The following is a 21,236-nucleotide window of genomic DNA, read 5'->3' on the forward strand; positions in this document are numbered from 1 at the left end:
AGCGGAACGGACCTTTCCGCAGCCGGCCGGCGGGCCGTCGATTGGGCGGCACCACGGAAACAAGTCCTGAAGGGCAGGGCGGCGGTAAAATTCAATCCAGAATTGATTATCAAATCCTTCAACACCTGGGCCTTCAAGCGCGAACAGCCCGGTAATCCCGAGCGCCTGGTGCCGATGGTCGAGGCGGCGGCGCGGGACGGGCGCCCGCTGGAATTCGTGCTCTACTGGGGCAAGGGCCCGCGCTCGGCGATCGCCGCGCCTGACCTCGCCTGCCTCGATTATCTCGGCCAGCTCGCCGAGCGGGTGCGCCAGGCCTACGGGCCGGGGGCGCTCATCCGGCTGATCTGCACCGACACCCACGCGTCCCTGAACGGGCATCCGGCCGAGGCAGTGGATGCCTATTTCGGCGCCATCGATGCCGCGGCGCGGGCCCGCGGCTTCGCCACCATCCGGCTCAGCGACGTCGTCGCCTTCGGCCGCGAGGTCGGCGTGGACAAGGCCGAGGAGGAGCCCTCGGGCGAGATCCTGGCGAGCCTGATCGCCTGCGCGGCGAAGTGGTACCGCGGCGAGGGCTCCACCGAGCAGGGTGCCCTCGACTACCACCGCATGAACATGATCGAGAAGCGCGCCGTGGCGGCGGCCTTCCCGGGAGCGGTGTTCGTCACGTTCAACGGCAGCGAGTTCCGCGACCTGTTCCCGGCCACGATGCCGATCTTCTACATGTACTCCCTGCGCCGCGGGGTCGGGGTGAAGCCCTGGTTCATGGATGCCGATTTCGCGAGCGCCCGGCGCGAGGAGGCCGGGTCGAAGGAGGCTGCGCACCGGGAGGTCGGGGCGGCCGACGCCCGGCCGGCCGCGCAGCCGGTCGCCTGACCTCGACGCCCCCGCCGGAGATCGCCCCCATGACGAGCGCCGCTCGCCCGCTTGATGCCGGCCGGCCGCCGGCGGAGGCCGCCCGCCCCGCCGACAACATCCCCCTCGGCATCGCGCTGATGATCGGCGCGACGATGCTGCTGACGCTGTCGAACGCGTTCTCGAAGCACCTCGTCGCGCATTATCCGGTCGGCGAGGTGATGTTCCTGCGCTCGTCGATCGCCTTCGGGCTGGTCTGCGCCTTCATGCTGCCGGCCACCGGGCTCGCGGTGTTCCGCACCCGGAAGCCCGGCGCCCACGTCGCCCGCGGCCTGTCGCAGGCGATCTCCCAGACGCTGACCGTGCTGGCGCTCGGGCTGATGCCGCTCGCCGGCGTCACGGCGATCGGCTTCTCGGCGCCGCTCTTCGCCGCCGTCGTGGCGATCCTCTGGCACAAGGAGGCCTCCGACCCGGTGCGCTGGGGCGTGCTGCTGGTGGGCTTCCTCGGCGTGCTGGTGGTGACCAATCCGGGAGCCGATTCGCTCCAGGTCGGGGCGCTGTTCGCGCTGGGCAACGCCGTGATGTACGGCACCGTCACGGTGGCGGTGCGGGGCATGGCCAAGACCGAGAAGGCCTCCACGCTGCTGATCTGGCAGATGGCCGTGATGGCGGCGGCGCATTCGCTGCTGCTGGTCTTCGGCTTCCGCTGGCCGAGCGGGTCCGACGCCGCCCTGTTCGGGCTGCTGGGCGCCTCGAATGTCGGCGCGCAGTATCTCTGGACCCGGGCGCTCGCCTCGGCGCCGGCCACCGCCGTGTCGCCGTTCTACTACCTGATGCTGGTCTGGGGGATGGGGCTGGGCTACCTCGCCTTCGGCGAGGTCCCGACCCTGCACCTCGTCGTCGGCGGCGTGATCGTGGTGGCGGCCGGCGCCCTGCTCCTCTGGCACGAGACCTGGGCCCGCCGGACCGGGGAGCGCCGGACCGCGCCGCGCCGGCGCGACGCCGCGCCCTCGCGGCTCGCCCGCCCGGCGGCCGTACGCCTGCACCGGCCCGAAACCCTCAGCCTGTCGCGGGATCACGCGGCTTAGCAGCTTGGCCGGCAGGAACACGAACCGCAGCAGGCACAGCTCGCCGCTGTCGAACCAGGGGGCGAACAGCCTTCCTTCGAGGCCGACCGGTCTTCGACCGGCCGGCACCTCAGGTTGAGGTCGCGGGTGGGGGAGCGTGATCGTTGCGGACGCCGTGCCACGTGGCGGCCCATGACGTGGCCATCACGGGACCGAACATCACCCCCCACCGGTGTCTCTACGCCGCCAGCGTCTTGGCCCGCCGGTCCTCCGCGCGCCAGCGCGCGATGAGCGCCCTTGCCTCCTCGGCCGGGACGGGGCGGCCGAACAGGTAGCCCTGGACCTCGTCGCAGCCGAGCAGCGCCAGGACCCGGTGCTGCTCGGCGGTCTCGATGCCCTCGGCGGTGGTGCGCATGCCGAGCACCCGGGCGATGTCGATGACGGCGCGGACGATCGCGGCGTTCTGCGCGCCCGCGCCGAGCCCCGTGACGAAGCTGCGGTCGATCTTGATGCGGTCGAACGGGAAGCTCCTCAGGTAGTTGAGCGAGGAGTAGCCGGTGCCGAAATCGTCCATCGCGACGTGCAGGCCGAGCGCCTTGAGGTCGCGCAGGATGGCCAGCGTCGCCTCGCCGCTGTCGAGCAGCATCTGCTCGGTGATCTCGAGTTCGAGGCGGTGGGCCGGCAGGCCGGTGCGGGCCAGCACCCCGCGCACCATCCCGACGAGGTCGGGACCGGAGAACTGCACCGGCGACAGGTTGACGGCGATCTTCAGCCGCTCGGGCCAGGTCGCGGCCTGGCGGCAGGCCTCGGTCAGCGACCACTCGCCGATGGCGTGGATCAGGCCGCATTCCTCGGCGATCGAGATGAACAGCGAGGGCGGTACGTTGCCCCGCACCGGGTGGCACCAGCGCGCCAGGGCCTCGAACCCGGCGATCTCGCCGGTCTTGAGCATGACCGAGGGCTGGTAGTGCAGCTCCAGCTCGCCGCGCTCGATCGCCCGGCGCAGGTCGGCCTCGAGCTGGCGCCGCTCCTCCAGCCCCTCGCTCATCCGGCGGTCGTAGAACAGGAAGGTGCCGCGCTTGCCCGCCTTCACGGCGTAGAGCGCGAGGTCGGCGGCGATCAGGATGTCGTCGGCGGTGCCGCCGTCGGCCGGCCCGACGGCGATGCCGATGCTGACGCTCGACCGGATCTGGTGGCTGCCGATCTCGAAGGGCGGCAGCACCGCCTCGGCGATGCGGCGGGCGAGGGCCTCCAGGCGGGCCCGGTCGCCGGCCCGCGGGACCATCAGGGCGAACTCGTCGCCGCCGAGGCGCGCCAGCACCTCGCCGGGCTCGAGCACGGCGGCGAGCCGGTCGCCCACCGCCTGGAGCAGGTGGTCGCCGACCTTGTGCCCGAGGGTGTCGTTGACGAGCTTGAAGCGGTCGAGGTCGAGGAACATCACCGCGTAGGGTGCGTCCGGCGTGGCCCGGGCAGCCTCCGCCCGTTCCTCGAGGGAGGAGCGGAACACCCGGCGGTTCGGCAGGTCGGTCAGGGGATCGCGGGAGGCCAGCCGCACCACCCGGGCCTCGGCCTCGGAGCGCTTGGCCTCGATGCGCAGGAGCTTCTCGACCGCGATCCCGACCAGGAGCGTCAGCAGGGCCGCCACCACGGCGTCGATCCGCAGGGTGGCGCGGGCCTCCCTGTAGATCTCGGCTTCCGGCACGCTCACGCTCACCCACAGGGGATGCTCGCGCACCTTGCGGATCGTCACCAGCCGGGTCTCGCCCGCGTCGGGCATCTCGAGGGTGAAGGTGCCGGAGCGGCCGGAGCGGATCTTGGCGAAGGTCTCGGTGCGGCCGAGATCGGCGCCGACCCCGAACCCGCCGCCGGCGCCGCCGCTGGAGCGCACCACCCCGTCGCTGCCGATGAGCGAGATCGCCGCCGGGGTGCCAAGGTCGATCTTGTCGTAGAACTGGGTCAGGTGGCTCGGATTCAGCGAGGCCACCACCACGCCGCCGAAGCCGCCGTCCGGACCGCGGAAGCGGCGGCTGATCTGTACCGAGATCCGGCCGCTCGCCCGCCCGATCACCGGGCGGCTGATGTAGAGGGTGTCCTCGGGGCTCTCGACATGGATGCGGAAATGGTCTCGGTCGCTCAGGTCGGTCGCCGGCGGCGGCTGCGGCCCGGCATTGGTCGCCCGCATCACCCCGTCCGGCCCGATGATCGCCACCTGCACGATGATCTCGCTCAGGAGATCGGTGGTGTTGACGATCGTGGCGTAATCCTCCCGGCCGGCGCGGTTCTCGATGCTGCGCCGCATGTACAACAGCGACTTGTCGATCTCGCCGATCGAGCGCAGGACGTTCTCCTCGAACACCATCGCGAAATTGTGGGTGGTGCGCTCGGAATCCTGGAGGGCATCGCGGACGTCGCTCTCGTGCTTGACCGCGACGCCGCCCCACAGGAGTACGACCACGATCAGGCCGAGGATCACCGGCCCGCGGCGCTCGGCCAGGAATCTTGGAAACTGCTTGAGGTACAAGGCCATTCCCGGCTCGTCCGACCGCTTCGATCGCTAGAGTATGCACACCGAAAGTTATCGGTATCTGAATGGCGCGGCCCGATTCCGATGTTTTCGCATGCTGTCACAGCGACATAGCTTGGCAGGACGGCATCTCGACTGTGGTGTTGCTTGGTCGATCAGGTTGTTTTTTGGCTGTATAGCCTGGTCGAACAGCCGATCTGTCGGCGTAGCGACGGTCTTCCATCGGTCGAGCCGTCGGGCGACGAAAGTCGATAGCGGGAAACACAACCGATGGTAGTGAAAACTGCAGTGCCATCATCGGCGTTGCAGGTCGAGCCGGCGCCGCGTCGGGCCCGCCACGTCTATGTTCCGCCGCCGCAATGTAGTCGATCGCGCTCGATGCCATTCCCTGATCTGCGTCTCGGACCTGTCGTTCCGCGGCCTCGCGGCCGCCTATCCGGCTGCCGTCTTCACATGGGCATCGGCGAGAAGATCCAGCGTATTCGATTGACTTCAATTCGTTCTTGAAATGAAGCGGGGCAGACGGATACGTATCCGGATGGTGCGGTCCGATCGACATCTGCCCGCCTCATTCGCGATCTGGCTCCTGACACTTGTCGACGGCGCGCGGCCGGAGCCGGCGGATCACGGATCATCGGTCGGCAAGGTCGTCCTCACGCTGCTCCCGGCCGGATTCCCCCGCCGCGGCGGCCTCGGCGGCACCAGCCGAGCACGCCGCCACCGCTTCAGCCGCGTGACCGGACCCTTCAGCCTCGGGCCCCGCATCGGAACGTGACAGGCGGGCTCGACCGAGCGCGAAGGCGCGCCGCTCACGGTCGCGGGGGCAGCCATGGCATCGGGCGAGCCCTCTCCCGACCCGAGCCGGGCATGCCCGACCTGGGTACGTGGACGCGGAATTCGGGCGAGCCCGAGCTCCGTGGGGGAGGTGGTTCGGGCATGGCTCGCGCCACGCCCTGCACGATGCCCCCGCTTTCTCAACCACACCGCGCGATCCGCATCGACGCCGCCGCGCACCCCTGACATACAGGGCCGCGAGCCGGCCCGGCTGGGCTGCTAACAAGATCTGACAAAAACTCCCTGGGAGGTTCTCTGATGCCGTTCCGCTGTTGGGCCGCCGGCCTCGCCCTGTCGCTGCTCGCCGGCACCTCCGCATTCGCGCAGGATGCCAAGGCGCCGATCAGGATCGGGGTGCTCAGCGACATGAGCGGGCCCTTCGCCGACCAGGCGGGCACCGGCTCGGTGATCGCGGCGCAGCTCGCCGTCGAGGATTTCGCCAAGGAGGCCGGCGAGCTGAAGGTCGAGGTCGTTTCGGCCGACCACCAGAACAAGCCCGATATCGGGCTCGCCACCGCCCGCCGCTGGCTCGACCAGGAGGGCGTCTCGACCATCGTCGACCTGCCGAACTCGGCGGTGGCGCTGGCGGTGTCGAACCTGATGCGCGAGCGGCACCGGGTGGCGCTGGCGTCCAGCGCGCTGACCTCCGACCTCACCGGCAAGGCCTGCGCGCCGACCACCGTGCAGTGGGTCTCGGATACCTGGGCGCAGGGATCGGCCACCGCGCGGGCCATCGCCGGCCGCGGCGGCAAGTCGTGGTACTTCGTCACCGTCGATTACGCCCTCGGCCACGCGCTCGAGCGCGACGCCACCGTGGCGCTCAAGGCCGCCGGCGGCACCGTGAAGGGATCGAGCAAGCATCCGCTCAATGCCGGCGACTTCGCCTCGCCGCTGCTCTCGGCGCAGGGCTCGGGCGCCCAGGTGCTGGCTCTGGCCGATACGGGGGCCGACATGATCAACGCCGTCAAGCAGGCGGCGGAGTTCGGGGTGATGCCCGAGATGCGGCTCGCCGCCCTGTTCGTGCAGCTCTCCGACATCCACGCGCTGGGCCTCAAGGCGGCGCAGGGGCTGCAACTCGCCAGCGCCTTCTACTGGGACCGCACCGACGGCACCCGCGCCTTCGCCAAGCGCTTTGCCGAGCGGATGAACGGCCGGATGCCGACCGAGAACCATGCCGGCGTCTATTCCTCGACGCTCGCCTACCTGCGGGCGGTGCGCGACACCGGCACGATCGAGGGCGAGAAGGTGGTCGCCGCGATGCGCGAGAAGCCGATCAACGATCCGCTCTTCGGTACCGTCACGGTGCGCCAGGACGGCCGGGCGGTGCACGACCTGTTCCTGTTCGAGGTGAAGGCCCCGGCCGACAGCAAGGGTGCGTACGACTACTACAAGCTCCTCGACACCGTGCCGGGCGACCAGGCCTTCCGGCCGATGGCCGACGGCGGCTGCCCGCTGGTGAAGTAGACCGGCCGCTCGACATCGGCGGGACCTGCTCCAGATCGGGTGTCATCACCTGTGAGGCCCCGCCCATGTCCGACGCGTTCCTGACCCTCAACGAAGGGAAGCGCATCCCGCAGCTCGGCTTCGGGGTGTGGCGGCTCGAGAACGACGAGGCCCCGGCGGTGGTCGGGGCCGCCCTGGAGGCCGGCTACCGGCTGATCGACACCGCGGCGATGTACGGCAACGAGGCCGGGATCGGTCGCGCCGTCGCCGCCTCCGGCCTGCCCCGGGACGACGTCTTCGTCGCCACCAAGGTCTGGAACGACCGCCACGGCTACGACGAGACCCTGCGGGCCTGCGAGGAATCCCTGGGGCGCCTCGGCCTCGACTACGTCGACCTCTACTTCGTCCACTGGCCGGTGCCGCAGCGCGGTGCCTATGTCGACACCTGGCGCGCCCTGATGCGCCTGCGCGAGGACGGCCGCGCCCGCTCGATCGGCGTCTGCAACTTCACGGTCGAGCACCTGAAGCGCGTCGTCGACGCCACCGGCTCGACGCCCTCGGTCAACCAGGTCGAGCTGCATCCGCGCTTCCAGCAGGGCGCCTTGCGCCGCTTCCACGAGGAGGCGGGGATCGTCACCGAGGCCTGGGCGCCGCTCGGCCGCGGCGGCCTGCTCGACGATCCCGTGATCCGGGCGATCGCCGGGAAGCACGGCCGCACCCCGGCCCAGGTCGTGCTGCGCTGGCACCTCGATCTCGGCAACGTGGCGATCCCGAAATCGGCCAACCCGGCCCGCATCCGCGAGAACCGCGAGGTCTCAGGCTTCACCCTCGACGACGAGGATCGTGCCCGGATCGAGGCTCTCGACGACCCGGCGGGGCGGATGGGGCCGGATCCGGAGACCTTCGGGGCGTGAACCCGGCTTGCTCGGCGGCGGCGGCGCAGCTTACGCTCCCGGCCCCGCCGATCCGTGTTGCGAGAGACAGACCTTGAGCGGCCGCACGCCCCCCGAGACCCGCGCCGCCTACCGGCGCTTCGTGCCGATCACCACCCGCTGGGCCGACAACGACGTCTACGGCCACGTCAACAACGTGGTCTATTACGCCTTCTTCGACACCGCAGTGAACAGCGTGCTGATCGCCGAGGGCGCCCTCGAGATCGCGACGAGCCCGGTGATCGGCCTCGTGGTCGAGACCGGGTGCCGCTACTTCCGCTCGATGGCGTTTCCCGACCGGGTGAGCGCCGGGATCCGGGTCGCGCATCGCGGCACGTCGAGCGTGCGCTACGAGGTCGGGCTGTTCCGCAACGACGAGGACGAGGCCGCGGCGCAGGGCCACTTCGTCCACGTCTATGTCGACCGGGCGACGCAGCGCCCGGTGCCGCTGCCCGACGCCCTGCGGCGGGTGCTGGAGCCCCTGGCCGTATGAGCGGCGAGACCGACCTGGAAAAACTCCTCGCCGGAATGCGGCCGGATCTGCGGCCCGGGACCTACGTCTTCGCCACCGTCCAGGACGGGACGGTGCCGGCAGGCGTCGTCCCCGTCATGAGCTTTCGCGAGGCGGAAGGGACGACCATGATCCTGTCCGGGGCGGAGGCCGCCCGCGCCGGCCTGCCGGGGGAGTTCCCGTGCCGCTGGATCACCCTCGCGGTGCATTCCGCGCTCGGCGCCGTCGGTTTCCTCGCCGCGGTGACGGCCCGCCTCGCGGAACGGGGCATCGCCGTCAACGCCGTCTCGGCCTTCCACCACGACCACCTGTTCGTGCCGGTCGCGCGGGCCGAGGAGGCGATGGAGGTGCTGCGGGGGCTCGCCGGCGACGGCGCGTGAGGCCGGCCTCCACCCGCCACGAAGGCACCGTTCGCCCCTTACGGCTTGTTGCGTCCCCCTCCGCCGCCCAGGCTGCGGGCATCCCGACCGGAGGACCCGCCCATGCCGCCGCGCATCTCGCCGCCCATGTCACCGCCCGTGTCACCGCCCACGCCGCTCAGCCCCGGAGGTCCGGGCCCGCTCGGGCTCGTCGCCCTCGCCCTGGCGATCCTGGCCGCCGGGCTTCTCCTCGAAGGGCATCCGGTCGATGCCTCGGTCTCTCCGCGGATCGCGCAGCCCGGGGCGGCCGGCCGCCCGCTGCCGAGCTCGGAGACGATGCTCCGGGACATGGCCGGCCGCGACTGAACGGGACCCGCACGTGACCGATTTCCTCTCCGGGGGCTTCGGCCCGTTCGGCTGGGCGGTGATCCTCGCCACGTTCCTGCTCGCCGGCTTCGTCAAGGGCGTGATCGGCCTCGGCCTGCCGACGGTGGCGGTGGGGCTCCTCGCCACCGTGATGGCGCCCGCGCACGCCGCGGCCCTGCTGATCGTGCCCTCCTTCGTCACCAACATCTGGCAGCTGCTCGCCGGCCCGGGCGTCGGAGCCCTTACGCGGCGGCTCTGGCCGATGATGGCGGCCATCGCCGCCGGCACCGTGGCGAGCGCCGGGCTGATCGCCGGCGCGACGGGGCGGGGGCCGGCGGGCGCCCTCGGCCTCGCCCTGGTAGCCTATGCCGCGACCGGGCTCGCCGGCCTCTCCCTGCGGGTGCCGGCCCGGGCCGAGCCGTGGCTGTCGCCCCTCGTCGGGCTCGCCACCGGCCTCGTCACCGGGGCGACCGGGGTCTTCGTCATCCCGGCGGTGCCCTACCTCCAGGCGCTGAATCTCGGCCGGGACGACCTGATCCAGGCCCTCGGCCTGTCCTTCACGGTCTCGACGGTGGCGCTTGCCGCCGGCCTCGCCCGGGAGGGGGCGCTGCCGCTCGCGGCCGGGGCCGCCTCCCTGGTCGCCCTGGCGCCGGCGCTCCTCGGCATGGCCGCCGGGCAATGGCTGCGCGGCCGGGTCTCCGCCCAGACCTTCCGGCGCGCCTTCCTCGTCGGCCTGCTGCTGCTCGGCGCCCACCTCGCCGTGCGGCTGTGGCTGTGAGCTGCGCCTACTCGTCCTCGTCGTCGAAGGGCCGCAGGATCTGCATCCGCCGGCCCATCGGATCCTCGACGGTGGTGCGGCGCATCACCAGGAAGCCGCCATCCTGGGCCCGGCGGATCCGGTCGGCGCGGGCATCGACCCAGAGGTCGACGTCGCTGCCGCGCATCTCCGGCGGCAGGGGGCGAGCGACCCGCGTCGGCGGCGCCCGGTAGGCGGGGGGCCGGGCGGCGGTGGACCAGGAGGGCGGCGCCTCGACCACGCTCCGCCGTCTCGGCCGCGCCGCCACCCGCGTCTCGGCCTCGCGCCGCACGATGGTCCGGCGCTCGGCGTGGCGAGCCCGCGGGGTCGCCCGGGCCGCTCGCGCGGCGGTCCGGGTGGCGGGGCGCGCGGGCCGGGCGGAAGCCGAGGCCGGGCGCCGCGTCTCGGCAGGCGCGGGACCGGCCGAGGATCGGGTCGCGGGCTCGGCCGCCCCCGGCAGGTCCACCGGCTTCGTCGGCGGATCGCTCCAGGGGCGGGCGGCCGGTGGGGATGGGGTCTGGTCCGGCTGGTCCTGAGCCCGCGCCGGCGGCGCGCACAGGATCCCGAGCAGGAGAGCGAGGCCGGCCGAGCGGCGCATCCCGTCACGCATGATCGCACCTCCGGATCGGCAGGGGCGGCCTGCCCGCTTCCTCGGTTCCGCGGCAGGAGCGGACCGCGCAGCGGTCGTCGCAACCTGACCGTGCTGTTCAAGGTAGCGGCGCGCGGTGATGGCGTCCACGCGCAGGGGTGAAGAATTAACTGCACTGTCACGCGGGGCATTGTCCCGGTCCGGCGTGCTCCGCGTCATCGGGTCCCGTTTTCGTCGAGGAACCCGGTCCGTCCCGCCCCGGCTGGCCGCGCCCGGTCACCGCCGCAGCGTCGGGCCCGGCGCTTGCCACCGGGGTGCCGAGATCTCACGGGAACCGACAGCGATGATCCATTTCGACACGAAGGCGTCCGCGGTGGGACAGGCCGCTGCCGTCGCCGCGTCATTCGAGACCAGGATGCGGCAGGCGGCCATGGTGCTCACCCTCGCGGTCGGCGTGCCCCTGGTGCTGGCCTGGTTCGGCCTGCTCGGCTGGGGCGTGCTCTGGCTCGCCAAGAGCGCTTTGGCGCTCTGACCGGCAAAGCGTGCCTTGGCGCTCTGAACCGGCCCATGGTGCGGGAACGCACCGGCCGGCGCGGAGAGCATGGGGGACAACCCGGGCCGGCGCGGCCCGCGGGTTGCAAGGGGGGCGGTCGCGATGCCACGACTGAGGCCCGCCGTTCCCGTCCGGAGTGCCCGCCATGCTGTCCATCGACCTCAATTCGGACCTCGGCGAGGGCTTCGGCGATTATCGCTGCGGCGACGACGCGGCGATGCTGGAGGTGGTGACCTCGGCCAACGTCGCCTGCGGCCTGCATGCCGGCGATCCGGAGATCATGGCCCGCACCTTCGCCATCGCCCGCGAGCGCGGCGTCGCGGTCGGCGCCCATCCGGGCTATCCGGACCTGTGGGGCTTCGGCCGACGGGTGCTGCCCTTCACCCCCGGCGAGGTCGAGCGGCTGGTCGCCTACCAGGTCGGCGCCGCGGCGGGGCTCGCGGCTTATGCGGGCCACCGCCTCACCTACGTCAAGGCGCATGGGGCGCTCGCCAACCTGGCGGCGGTCGAGCGGGAGGTGGCGGATGCCATCGCCCGGGCGGTCAGGGCCGTCGACCCGTCGCTGTCGCTGCTCGCCATCGCGCTCACGGCCCAGGTCGGGGCGGGGGAGGCGCAGGGACTCGACGTGCACCAGGAGATCTTCGCCGATCGCGGCTACACCGAGGCCGGGTTCCTGATCCCCCGCGGCCAGCCCGGGGCGATGATCACCGACGAGGCGAAGGCCGCCGACCGGGTGCTCGCGATGGTGCAGGAGGGGGCGATCATCGCGGCGAGCGGCCGGCGCCTGCCGACGCCGATCCGCTCGGTCTGCGTCCACGGCGATTCCGCCCACGCCGTCGCCACCGCCCGGGCGGTGCGTGCGCGGCTCGAGGGCGCCGGCGTGCGCCTCGCCCCGTTCCGGGCCTGACGCCCATGCCGTCCGTCTCGGAAAGCCCTCGCCTCCTCGATGCCGGCGAGGCCGCCCTGGTGGCGGAGTTCGGCACCACCGTCGATCCGGCCGTCCATGACCGGGTGCTGGCCCTCGACGATGCGCTTCGCGCCGCGCCGCCGGAGGGCCTGCGCGAGACGGTGCCGACCTACCGTTCGCTGATGATCCACTACGATCCCCTGGTGCTCGATCGCGACGACCTCGCCGCGCGGGTGCTGGCGCTCGCCGCCCGGCCCGGCGCGGCGCGGGCGGGCGCCGCCCTGTGGACGCTGCCCTGCTGCTACGATCCGGATTGCGCCGAGGATATCGGCGCCGTGGCGCAGGCGACGGGCTTGACGGTCGAGCGCGTCGCCGCGCTTCACGGGGGAGCCGAGTACCGGGTCTACATGTACGGCTTCGCCCCGGGCTTCGCCTATCTGGGCGGCCTGCCGACGGAGCTGGCGGTCTCGCGCCGCGCCACTCCGCGCCCGCCGCACCCGGCCAACGCGCTCCTGATCGGCGGCGGGCTGGCTGCGGTCGGCACCTTCCCGATGCCGACCGGCTGGTACGTCGTCGGCCGCACGCCGGAGCGGCTCTACGCGCCGCACCGGCCCGATCCCTTCCCGGTCGCCGTCGGCGACACCCTGCGCTTCGAGGCGATCGACGCCGCCACCTTCGCGGCCCTCGATCGCCGCGCCGCCGCCGGCGAATGCGTCGCCCAGCGCCGCGAGGCCGCATGACCGCGACACTCAGCCTCCTCTCGGCCGGCCCCGGCGTGACGCTGCAGGATGGCGGCCGCCACGGCTACCTGCGCTACGGCATCACCGCCGCCGGGCCGATGGACCCGCTCGCCCATGCCACCGCCAACCGGGCGCTCGGCAACCCGCCCGGCACCACGGCGCTCGAAGTGTCGCTCGGCGGCGTCGAGGTGACGGCGGAGGGCGGCCCCCTCGGGATCGCGCTCGCCGGCGGCGAGTTCCGGATCAGCCTCGACGGGGCGCCGATGCCGCCGGCCTGCGCGCTGACGCTCCATCCCGGCAGCCACCTCGTCGTGCGGGCGGGCCGGGCAGGGGCCTGGACGTATCTCGCCGTGGCGGGCCGCCTCGACCTCAGCCCCACCCTCGGCTCGACCGCGACCCATACCCGCTCCGGCTTCGGCGGCCTCGACGGGCGGGCGCTCCGGGCCGGCGACCGGCTCCCCGTGGCGGAGGCTCGCCCGGGACCTTCCGACCCGCACGCCCTGGTGGCGCCCTGGCTCGTGCGCCCGCCGGAGGAGATACGCGTGGTGCTGGGCCCGCAGGACGATTTCTTCAGCCGGGACCAGATCGCCGCCTTCCTGGCCGGCCCCTGGACGGTGACCACCAAGGGCGACCGGATGGCCTGCTTCCTCGACGGCACGCCGCTCACCCACGCCAAGGGCTACAACATCGTCTCGGACGGCATCGCCATGGGGGCGATCCAGGTGCCGGGGGAGGGCTGGCCGATCGTCCTGATGGCCGACCGGCAATCCACCGGCGGCTACCCGAAGATCGCCACGGTGATCGGCCCGGATCTCGGGCGGCTGGCCCAGGCGCAGGGCGGCACGCGGATCCGCTTCCGGGCGGTCGACCGCGCCGAGGCGGTGGCGGCGCGCCGGGCCGAGGCGGTGGCGCTCGCCGGCCCGGTGGCGATGGAGCCCCTGATCCGCACCGATTTCAGCGCCGAGTTCCTGCTCGGGCGCAACCTGATCGGCGGCGTGGTGGACGGGGCGGGGGCTCACCCCCCGTAGATCGGGAACCGCCGGCACATCGCCAGCACCTCCTCCCGGACCGCGGCCAGCCCGGCCTCGTCGTGGGGGCCTGAGACCACCCGGGCGATCCAGCGGCCGATCTCGCGAAATTCCCCGGTGCCGAAGCCCCGGGCGGTGCCGGCATTCGAGGACAGGCGCAGGCCCGAGGGTGCCTCGGGCGGGCGGGTGTCGAAGGGGATCTGGTTCTTGTTGACGGCGAGCCCCGCCGCCTCGAGCGCCTTCGCGGCCACGTCGCCGGTGACCCCCTGGGGCGAGAGATCCACCAGCATCAGCCCGCAATCGGTGCCGCCGGCGACGAGGCGCATCCCGGCCTCGGCGACGCTGGCGGCGAGCGACCTCGCATTGTCGAGCACCGCCCGGTTGTAGGCGGCGAATTCCGGCGCCAAGGCCTCGCCGAAGCAGGCCGCCTTGGCGGCGACGGCGTGCATCATCACCGAGCCCTGCACCCCCGGGAAGATGCCGTGGTTGATCCGGTCCGACAGGGCCGGATCGTTCCACAGGACCAGCCCGCCGCGGGCGCCGCGCAGGGACTTGTAGGTGGTCGAGGTCACCACGTGGGCGTGCGGGAAGGGGTGCGGGTAGAGCCCGGTGGCGACGAGGCCGGCGAAATGCGCCATGTCGACCAGCAGGAGCGCCCCGACCTCGTCGGCGATGGCCCGCAGCCCCGCGAAGTCGAGGGCGCGGGCATAGGCCGAGCCGCCGGCGACGATCATCTTCGGTTTGTGCTCGCGGGCGAGCCGCGCGACGGAGTCGAGCTCGACTCGCTCGCTGTCGCGCGCGACGCCGTAGCGGACGATCCGGTAGTCGCGGCCGGTCAGGGTCGCCGGGTGGCCGTGGCTGATATGGCCGCCGGCCTCGACGCCCATCGACAGGATCGTGTCGCCGAGCGTGAGCAGGCCGAGGAACACGCCCGCATTGGCGTTCGAGCCCGAATGCGGCTGCACGTTGGCGAAGCGGCAGCCGAACAGCCGCGTCGCCCGGGTGACCGCCAGGGCCTCGATGGCGTCGGCATGCTCGGCGCCGCCGTAATAGCGGGCATAGGGCAGCCCCTCGACGGTCTTGTTGGTCAGGACCGAGCCCTGCGCCTCCAGCACCAGCCGCGAGACGATGTTCTCCGAGGCGATCAGCTCGATCCCGTCCCGCTGGCGGGCGAGTTCCCCGCGGATCGAGGCGGCGAGCTCCGGGTCGGCGTCGAGGCCCCGGTCGAAATAGCCGTCGTGGAGGAGATGCATCGCAAGGACCCGTCGTCTCTGGCAGGGCCCTCAGGATCGGGCTTGCCCCGACGGTCGGCAAACGGGATAAACCGGGGGTCAGGCCAAGAAAATCTTGGCCTCATCGACAGGGGCCTCGCGATGGATCCGGGCGGCCGGCCCTCTCCCCCCTCCCTCACTGCCTTGCGCGCCTTCGAGGCGGCGGCGCGCCAGGGCGGCTACGTCGCGGCGGCGCGGGAACTCAACGTCACGCCGGCGGCGATCGGCACGCAGGTGAAGGGGCTCGAGGCCTGGCTCGGCCGGCCGCTCTTCCACCGCCTGCCGAACGGCCTCGTCCTGAGCCCGGAGGGGAGGGCGGTGCTGCCCGCCCTCAGCGCGGCGTTCGACGCGCTCAACGGGGCGGTGCGGACGATGCGCGCGGTCGGCCGGCCGCGGGAGCTGACGCTGGCGGCCCTGCCCTGTATCGCCCAGCTCTGGCTCGCGCCCCGGCTTCCCGCGCTCCAGGCCGCCTTCGACCTCGACGTCGCCATCCTGACCCGCGACGAGCCGCCGGACTATGCCCGCGAACTCGTCGATCTCGGGTTGTATTTCGGCGAGGCGGCGCCCGCCGGCTGCACCTCCGCGGTGCTCGCCCGGGACGACCTGTTTCCGGTCTGCGCGCCCGCCCTGGCGGCGCGGCTGCGCCGGCCGGCCGATTTGAGCGGGGCGACGCTGCTGCACGATTCGGTCTGGCGCGAGGACTGGCCGCGCTGGCTCCACGCCCACGGCCCCGGGGCGGTGCGCCCGGCCCGGGAGGCGGCGTTCTCGCTCTACGGCATCGCCCTCGACGCCGCGCTCGCTGGCAGCGGGGTCCTCATCGGCCACGGCGCCCTGGTGGGAAAGTTCCTCGCCGAGGGACGCCTCGTCGCGCCGTTCGGGGACAGGGTGGTGGCGGGGCCGCCGTTGCGCCTGATCGTGCCGGAGGGCGGGGAGGGGCAGCGGCTGGCGCCCGTGGTGCGGTGGTTGAGCGGGGAGGGGGAGCCCGCCTCCCGCTCGGCGCGAACGGCGGGATGACCGGCGAAGCGCGCCCGCCGCCGCCTCATGCGAAATCCGGCTGCGTGCTTCGCCATGCGGAAGTCGGCTTCGCTCAAGCGCCGCGCGGGCCGGTGATAAGAAGTCTGGAAGGGATCTTCCGGACTTCTTATCACATGATCTTTTCGAACCGGAATCCCTCGTCCCCACCGGGCAGATCGCCCGGGCCGGGCCTGTGCGGATCCGGATGCCGCGCGCTGAAGAACTCGATGATCCTGAAGCCGCACTTGTTCACGTAGAAATGGATGTTGCGCTTCTCGAAGTACGGCGTGTGCGTCTCCCAGACGCGCGTCTGCGGGTACATCCGCTCGATCGCGAGCCACGCTTCGTGTCCCAGTCCACGACCGTGCTCATCGGGTGAGACGAAGAACAGGTCGAGCGAGTTGCGATGGGTGTCCGCATCGATCCTCACGACGGCGCCGCCGACCTTTCGTCCGCCGCGGAGGATACGCAACGCCGCGGCGCCCGGTGCGGCGATCGAGGCGTCGAGATCGTCGTCCGACGGGATCGGACCGTCCGGCAGAGATCCGAACTCCTCGATGACGGCGACCGCGAAGGCGTCCTGCAATTCCCTCTTGAACGCCGCGAGATCGTCGGCGTGGGTCGGCGCAAGGGTGATCGGGTCGTCGGTCATGCCCTGCATCTAGACCATGGCCGCCTCGGCTTCCAGGATACGGTCCTGGCAAGGGGCCGGCGCGGCTCACGCCGCCGGCGGGCGGCCCTGGCATCCTGCCACCTCCGGCAGCGGCGCCTCCACCGTCGCCACCACGCCGCGCGGCCGATACTCGACCTCCGCGGTGCCGCCGAGTTCCGAGGCCAGCACCCGCTCGATCATCCGCGAGCCGAAGCCGCGGCGCTCCGGCGCCACGACCGGCGGGCCGCCGATCTCCTCCCAGCGCAGCCACAGCCGGCCCGGGCTCGACCCGTCGACGATGTCCCAGTTGAGGATCACCCGGCCGTGCGCGTTCGAGAGCGCGCCGTACTTCACCGCGTTCGTCGCCAGCTCGTGCAGGGCCATCACGAAGGCGAGCGCCAGACGCGGCGGCAGGCGGACCGGCGGTCCCCCGGTCTTGAACCGCACGCCGGTGCCGGTGCGGAACGGGCGCAGGGCCTCCTCGACGATCTCCGCCAGGGTCGCGCCTTCCCAGCTCTCGCGGGTGAGCACGTCGTGGGCGGCCGAGAGCGATTGCAGGCGCGCGTTGAAGGTCGTGCGCGCCTCGGACAGCGAGGTCGCGTGGGTCAGCGTCTGGTTGGCGATCGACTGGACGGTCGCCAGGGAGTTCTTCACCCGGTGGTTCAGCTCCTCGGCGAGCAGCGCCCGGTGCTCCTCGCCGCGCTTGCGGTCGGTCACGTCGAGGGTGACGCCGGCCATGCTCAAGGGGACGCCGTCGGCGTCGTAGAACGGCTGGCCGCGGATCTGCAGCCAGCGCACCTCGCCCGCCGGCGTGCGGATGCGGTACTCGATATCGTAGTCGCGCCGGTTCTCGATCGAGTCCCGGACCGCGGCCTGCATCCGGTCGCGATCCTCCGGCAGGATCGCGGCGACGAGGTCGTCGAAGGTGAACGGCTCGCTCGGCTCGCGGCCGAGATTGCGCTTGCAGCTGTCGGAGGCCACCAGCCGCATGCCGTCGAGGTCGAGGGTCCACGAACCGAGGCGCGACGCCTTCAGGATGAAATGCAGGCGCTCCTCGCTGCGGCGCAGGGCGTCCGAGCGCCGCTCGATTTCCCGCTCGAGGGCATCGCGGTCGCGCTGCAGCCGCACCAGCCGGTCGCGCTCCAGCGTCACGTCGAACTGCGAAGCAAAGAAATAGGCGAGCTGCCCCTCATCGTCGAAGACCGGCGAGACGAGCAGCCGGTTCCAGAACGTTTCGCCGTTCTTCTTGTAGTTGATAAGATCGATCTCGATCGAGACCCGGCGCTCGACCGCGTCGCGGACCTGGGCGACGTCGTCGCGGCTGGTCTCGGGCCCCTGGAGGAAACGGCAATTGTGGCCGAGTATCTCGTCCCGGTTGTAGCCGGTGAGCTTCGAGAAGGCGTCGTTGACGAAGACGATCGGATTGTCGGCTTGGTACGGATCGGTGATCAGCATCGGCATCCGCGTCGCCCGCACGGCCGAGGCGAACGGATCCGAGCTGGCATTGGTCCGGGCCAGCTCGGCGACGATGCGGCTGTCTTCACGGCGATCGATCACGCGTCCGTGTTCCCCTGCGCCAAATAGAGTGGACACCAATCGGATTTGTAACCGTTACATGCCGGGTTTGCGCGCCGCGTCAACGGCCCGGGTTACCCCGACGCGCCCGGCGGGAGCAGAAGCGACGATCGGACGCGATCGTTCCAATCGCGTGTGATGAGATTTTACATTCCGAGCCACATCCACTGCCAAGTCGCGGGCGCCGTGCGACGAAATCCGTCGCGAAGCGGACCGCCATGGCGCTCCGGGTGCTGTTTCGGGGGCTCACGGTCATCGGCGTAGGGCGAGCGGCGCCGGGACGGCGATGCAGTCCAGCGCATCGAAGATCACCGCGAAGGCGGCCCGGCGCGCACCCGCGAGAGCCGCGGCGTCGGCGTGGCCCGCGTCCCGCACCGGCGTGGCGAGGTGCAATGGGGCGTCCAGGCCATTGCAGCCCTTCCGGTATCGATCGTCAGGGATGCGCTTCCGGAAACCCGTGGCGCAGGTGCAGGGCACGCAGGATCGCGTCCTTGTCGTGGATGAAACGCACGTCGCCGTAGCGGCCGGTGGCGAGGTCGTCGGGCGCGTCGGGGGCCAGCACCAGGAGCGGCAGCGACTGGTTGCCTTCGCCGACGCGCTCGACCAGCGCTTGCCGTGGGCGCGGCCAGGGCAGGCGGCTCACCTCAAGGCGTTCGCCGAGCGCCGGGAAGCCTGCCAGGACGCCCTCCATCAGGGCGCAATGCCAGCAGTAGAAGCGCCGCCCCGGATAGGCCGGATCGGTGAAATCCGGCGCCAGCAGGTAGAGATGGTCGCGCATCGTCGCGCTCACACGTCCTGGCGCGGCAGCATCCGGTCGAGGAGGGCGTCGCGCCGCGCCACCAGATGCCAGGCGGTGGCGAGCACGTGGAGCGTCACCAGGGCGTAGACCGCGTATTGGCCGGCGAGGTGGATCTGGTCGGCGAGGTCCTGCACCGCCTTGTTCTTCTCCATGAAGGGCGGGATCGGGAACAGGAAGAAGTACTGCGTGGTGTTGCCGGCGGCGGCCGACATGACGAAGCCGCTGATCGGCATCAGCAGGAAGACCAGGTAGAGCAGCCAATGGTTGACCCGGCCGAGCAGGGCGAGGCCCCGCGGCACGTAGACCTCAGGCGGGGCCGGGTGCCGGGCCCGCCACAGGATGCGGATGGCGACGATGGCGAAGATCGTGATGCCGACCGACTTGTGCAGCTGGAAATAGAAGCCCTTGGCCGGGCTCGCCGGCAGGCTCGTGGCGATCCAGGCCAGCGGCAGCACCGCCAGCACGAAGGCGGCGGTGATCCAGTGCAGCGCCTGGGCGACTGGATTGTAGCGCGGCTGCTCGACCCGGGCGATCGTCGCCGGGGTGCGGGTGGACAGGTCGAGCATCCGGGCTGGTCCTCGCGGGCTGGGGTGCCGTCACGGCGCGTGCGGCGATTCTCCGCACAGGCTAGACCGCGCGCGACGCGCGGTCACCCTGGAACCCTTCGAAACCCGGTGGAGGGACGCGGCGTCAGATCGCCGCCGCCGGATCGCCCCCGAGAGGATTGCCGTCATCCTCGTTGCGCGTGTCGTCGCGGCGCCGCCGCCGGCGGCCGCGCTCGGTGAGGGACTGGGCCAGAGCCCGGATCGGCGCGGTCAGGCGGCGCACGTCATCGGCCCGCTCCATGAAGCGCTCGCCGTTGCGGATCTCGCGGTCGAGCGCCGCCATCGTGCGGGCGAGCGCCGGGTCGTCGTCGTCCAGCCACACCTCCATGGTGCGGGCGAAGGCGATGACCACGCCCTGGAGCTTGATCCGGCCGAGGGGGCCCTCGGTGCTGATGCCCGCCGAGGCCAGCATGAAGCGCTGCGAGTTGAGCGCCACCTGGTTGAGGGCGGCCAGCGACAGGGGATCGCCGCGCAGCGCGAAGGCGATGCGGCGCAGGGCCGGCTTGTAGGGGTCCATCGCGTCGAGGCGGCGCATGAGCACGTCGAACAGCCGCTCGCGGGTCGGCTCGTCGTCGAGGTCGTCGCTGGCGCCGTCGAGCACCTGCTTGTCGATCATGCGGGCGAAGCCCCCGAGCACCGCCCCCTTCGAGGGGTAGCATTCGCGGAACTCGGCCAGGCTCACCCCGGCCTCGCGGGCGATGTCGCCGATCTCGATGTCGTTCCAGGGCTGCTCGGCGGCGAGGCGCATCAGCGCCTCGACGATCGCCTCCCGCGGCGGCAGGCGGGTGGCGCCCGGCGTGTCGCCGGCGCCGTCGTGCTCGCCGGTCGTCTTGGGATTGCGGGCCATGAGGGCACTCCGATAGGCACATGGACGGGCGGGTGGGCCCGCCGCATTCCTCCCCTATCTAGGTCGCGCGCCGTGCGCCGGGCAGGGGCCCGCGGCGACGCGCCCGCCCCGCGGCCCGGACGGGGCTTGCGCGTAGGGGCTTGCGCGACTCAGCCCGCCAGTTCCCCGGCCCGCCGCTTGGCAGCCGCCACGGCGTCCCGCATCAGGGGCGCCAGGCCGTCCTCGGCCATCAGGACCCCGAGCGCCGCCGCGGTCGTGCCGCCCGGCGAGGTCACGTTCCGGCGCAGGGTGCCCGGCTCCTCGGGGCTCCGGCCCAGAAGTTCGCCCGCCCCCGCCACGGTCTGGCGCGCGAGGCGCGCCGCGACATCGGCCGGAAGACCGGCGGCGATGCCCGCCGCCGCCAGGGTCTCGGCGAGCAGGAAGACGTAGGCCGGTCCGGAGCCCGAGAGCGCCGTCACGGCGTCGATCAGGTCCTCGCTCTCCAGCCACTCGACGAGACCGTTGCTGGAGAGCAGCGCGTGCGCCGTGCGGCGCTGGTCCTCGCTCGTCTCCGGCGAGGCGGCGGCCCCGGTGGCGCCCCGGCGGATGCTCGCCGGCAGGTTCGGCATCGCCCGTACCACGGCGCGGGCCCGCGGCAGGCGGTCCTTGAGGTTCGCGATGGTCTTGCCGGCGAGGACCGAGACCACGACGGTGCCGGGCCCGGCGAGCGGCGCCAGGCCTTCCGCCGCCGCCTCCAGCCCCTGCGGCTTGATCGCCAGCACCAGGGCCTCGGGCTCGGCAGGGGCGGCCGAGTTGAGCGCGATGCCGTGCGCGGCGCAGAGTTGCGCCATCGCGGGGGACGGGTTGGGATCGATGACGGCGACGCGCTCGCCGGGCAGCCCGTCGGCGAGCCAGCCCTCGAGCATGGCCCCGCCCATCTTGCCGGCGCCGGCGAGGATCAGCGAGGCCGGCAGGCGCCGGGACATCCCGGAT

The 21,236-nt window shown here is 72.3% G+C and carries 23 protein-coding genes; 13 read left to right on the forward strand and 10 right to left on the reverse strand.

Translation table 11 applies throughout. The annotated features are described in order from the left end of the window. The first annotated feature begins 102 nt into the window (after positions 1-102). Both G4G93_RS04255 and G4G93_RS04260 read left to right on the forward strand, forming a co-directional pair. The gene (locus G4G93_RS04255; RefSeq protein ID WP_165081533.1) at positions 103-873 is read left to right on the forward strand and encodes a hypothetical protein; all 771 of its coding nucleotides are present in this window, start codon (positions 103-105) and stop codon (positions 871-873) included. A gap of 29 nt (positions 874-902) precedes the next feature. Further along, positions 903-1,940, forward strand: coding sequence for a DMT family transporter (locus G4G93_RS04260; RefSeq protein ID WP_165081535.1), 1,038 nt, complete (start codon positions 903-905; stop codon positions 1,938-1,940). 217 nt (positions 1,941-2,157) lie between these two features. On the opposite strand, the gene G4G93_RS04265 is transcribed toward G4G93_RS04260, so the two are convergent. Continuing rightward, positions 2,158-4,446: a putative bifunctional diguanylate cyclase/phosphodiesterase gene (locus G4G93_RS04265; protein WP_165081538.1), complete on the reverse strand. Its 2,289-nt coding sequence runs from the start codon at positions 4,444-4,446 to the stop codon at positions 2,158-2,160. Between the two features lie 1,089 nt (positions 4,447-5,535). Between G4G93_RS04265 and G4G93_RS04270 the strand changes: the two genes are divergently transcribed. The 6 genes from G4G93_RS04270 (at position 5,536) to G4G93_RS04295 (ending at position 9,666) form a co-directional block, all read left to right on the forward strand. Next, entirely contained in the window at positions 5,536-6,741 is a 1,206-nt protein-coding gene (locus tag G4G93_RS04270; RefSeq protein ID WP_165081540.1) for an ABC transporter substrate-binding protein, read from the forward strand. A gap of 65 nt (positions 6,742-6,806) precedes the next feature. Further along, entirely contained in the window at positions 6,807-7,634 is an 828-nt protein-coding gene (locus G4G93_RS04275) for an aldo/keto reductase (protein ID WP_165081542.1), read from the forward strand. Between the two features lie 73 nt (positions 7,635-7,707). Beyond that, on the forward strand, positions 7,708-8,145 hold the full coding sequence (locus G4G93_RS04280) for a thioesterase family protein (protein ID WP_165081544.1): 438 nt from the start codon (positions 7,708-7,710) through the stop codon (positions 8,143-8,145). Beyond that, on the forward strand, positions 8,142-8,543 hold the full coding sequence (locus tag G4G93_RS04285; protein ID WP_165081547.1) for an ACT domain-containing protein: 402 nt from the start codon (positions 8,142-8,144) through the stop codon (positions 8,541-8,543). The genes G4G93_RS04280 and G4G93_RS04285 overlap by 4 nt, the downstream gene beginning before the upstream one ends. Positions 8,544-8,681: 138 nt before the next feature. Then, complete coding sequence (locus G4G93_RS04290) at positions 8,682-8,888, forward strand: hypothetical protein (RefSeq protein ID WP_165081382.1); 207 nt, start codon at positions 8,682-8,684, stop codon at positions 8,886-8,888. 13 nt (positions 8,889-8,901) lie between these two features. Then, complete coding sequence (locus tag G4G93_RS04295) at positions 8,902-9,666, forward strand: sulfite exporter TauE/SafE family protein (RefSeq protein WP_312891698.1); 765 nt, start codon at positions 8,902-8,904, stop codon at positions 9,664-9,666. Positions 9,667-9,673: 7 nt separating this feature from the next. Here G4G93_RS04295 and G4G93_RS04300 read toward each other — a convergent pair whose 3' ends face one another. Further along, entirely contained in the window at positions 9,674-10,294 is a 621-nt protein-coding gene (locus tag G4G93_RS04300; protein ID WP_165081551.1) for a hypothetical protein, read from the reverse strand. Positions 10,295-10,616: 322 nt separating this feature from the next. Between G4G93_RS04300 and G4G93_RS04305 the strand changes: the two genes are divergently transcribed. From G4G93_RS04305 to G4G93_RS04320, 4 genes are all read left to right on the forward strand, one after another. Then, on the forward strand, positions 10,617-10,805 hold the full coding sequence (locus tag G4G93_RS04305; RefSeq protein WP_165081384.1) for a hypothetical protein: 189 nt from the start codon (positions 10,617-10,619) through the stop codon (positions 10,803-10,805). Positions 10,806-10,971: 166 nt separating this feature from the next. Then, positions 10,972-11,733: a 5-oxoprolinase subunit PxpA gene (locus G4G93_RS04310; protein ID WP_165081553.1), complete on the forward strand. Its 762-nt coding sequence runs from the start codon at positions 10,972-10,974 to the stop codon at positions 11,731-11,733. A 5-nt stretch (positions 11,734-11,738) separates the two neighbouring features. Further along, on the forward strand, positions 11,739-12,473 hold the full coding sequence (locus G4G93_RS04315; RefSeq protein WP_165081555.1) for an allophanate hydrolase subunit 1: 735 nt from the start codon (positions 11,739-11,741) through the stop codon (positions 12,471-12,473). Beyond that, positions 12,470-13,501 carry a biotin-dependent carboxyltransferase family protein gene (locus G4G93_RS04320; protein ID WP_165081557.1) on the forward strand — a complete coding sequence of 344 codons (1,032 nt, stop codon included), beginning with the start codon at positions 12,470-12,472 and terminating at the stop codon, positions 13,499-13,501. The genes G4G93_RS04315 and G4G93_RS04320 overlap by 4 nt, the downstream gene beginning before the upstream one ends. Here the strand turns inward: G4G93_RS04320 and glyA are convergent. After that, positions 13,489-14,754, reverse strand: coding sequence for a serine hydroxymethyltransferase (glyA, locus tag G4G93_RS04325; protein ID WP_165081559.1), 1,266 nt, complete (start codon positions 14,752-14,754; stop codon positions 13,489-13,491). The genes G4G93_RS04320 and glyA overlap by 13 nt on opposite strands. Positions 14,755-14,874: 120 nt before the next feature. On the opposite strand from glyA, the gene G4G93_RS04330 reads away from it, so the two are divergent. Further along, positions 14,875-15,786, forward strand: coding sequence for a LysR substrate-binding domain-containing protein (locus G4G93_RS04330; RefSeq protein WP_165081561.1), 912 nt, complete (start codon positions 14,875-14,877; stop codon positions 15,784-15,786). A 130-nt stretch (positions 15,787-15,916) separates the two neighbouring features. On the opposite strand, the gene G4G93_RS04335 is transcribed toward G4G93_RS04330, so the two are convergent. The 7 genes from G4G93_RS04335 to proC form a co-directional block, all read right to left on the reverse strand. Then, positions 15,917-16,438, reverse strand: a complete 522-nt coding sequence (locus G4G93_RS04335; protein ID WP_165081563.1) for a GNAT family N-acetyltransferase — start codon at positions 16,436-16,438, stop codon at positions 15,917-15,919. Between the two features lie 66 nt (positions 16,439-16,504). Next, positions 16,505-17,995 (reverse strand): HWE histidine kinase domain-containing protein, encoded by a 1,491-nt coding sequence (locus tag G4G93_RS04340; RefSeq protein ID WP_165081565.1) that lies wholly within the window; start codon positions 17,993-17,995, stop codon positions 16,505-16,507. Positions 17,996-18,265: 270 nt separating this feature from the next. Continuing rightward, positions 18,266-18,406: a hypothetical protein gene (locus G4G93_RS04345; RefSeq protein WP_165081566.1), complete on the reverse strand. Its 141-nt coding sequence runs from the start codon at positions 18,404-18,406 to the stop codon at positions 18,266-18,268. Between the two features lie 40 nt (positions 18,407-18,446). Beyond that, on the reverse strand, positions 18,447-18,791 hold the full coding sequence (locus G4G93_RS04350) for a DUF3088 domain-containing protein (protein WP_165081568.1): 345 nt from the start codon (positions 18,789-18,791) through the stop codon (positions 18,447-18,449). An 8-nt stretch (positions 18,792-18,799) separates the two neighbouring features. Then, positions 18,800-19,378 (reverse strand): cytochrome b, encoded by a 579-nt coding sequence (locus G4G93_RS04355; protein WP_165081570.1) that lies wholly within the window; start codon positions 19,376-19,378, stop codon positions 18,800-18,802. Between the two features lie 124 nt (positions 19,379-19,502). Continuing rightward, complete coding sequence (locus G4G93_RS04360; RefSeq protein WP_246736543.1) at positions 19,503-20,264, reverse strand: TetR/AcrR family transcriptional regulator; 762 nt, start codon at positions 20,262-20,264, stop codon at positions 19,503-19,505. 149 nt (positions 20,265-20,413) lie between these two features. Then, positions 20,414-21,229, reverse strand: coding sequence for a pyrroline-5-carboxylate reductase (gene proC, locus G4G93_RS04365; protein ID WP_165082036.1), 816 nt, complete (start codon positions 21,227-21,229; stop codon positions 20,414-20,416). Between the last annotated feature and the right edge of the window lie 7 nt (positions 21,230-21,236).

Source organism: Methylobacterium sp. DB0501 (assembly GCF_011043735.1).
Taxonomy (GTDB): Bacteria; Pseudomonadota; Alphaproteobacteria; order Rhizobiales; family Beijerinckiaceae; genus Methylobacterium; species Methylobacterium alsaeris.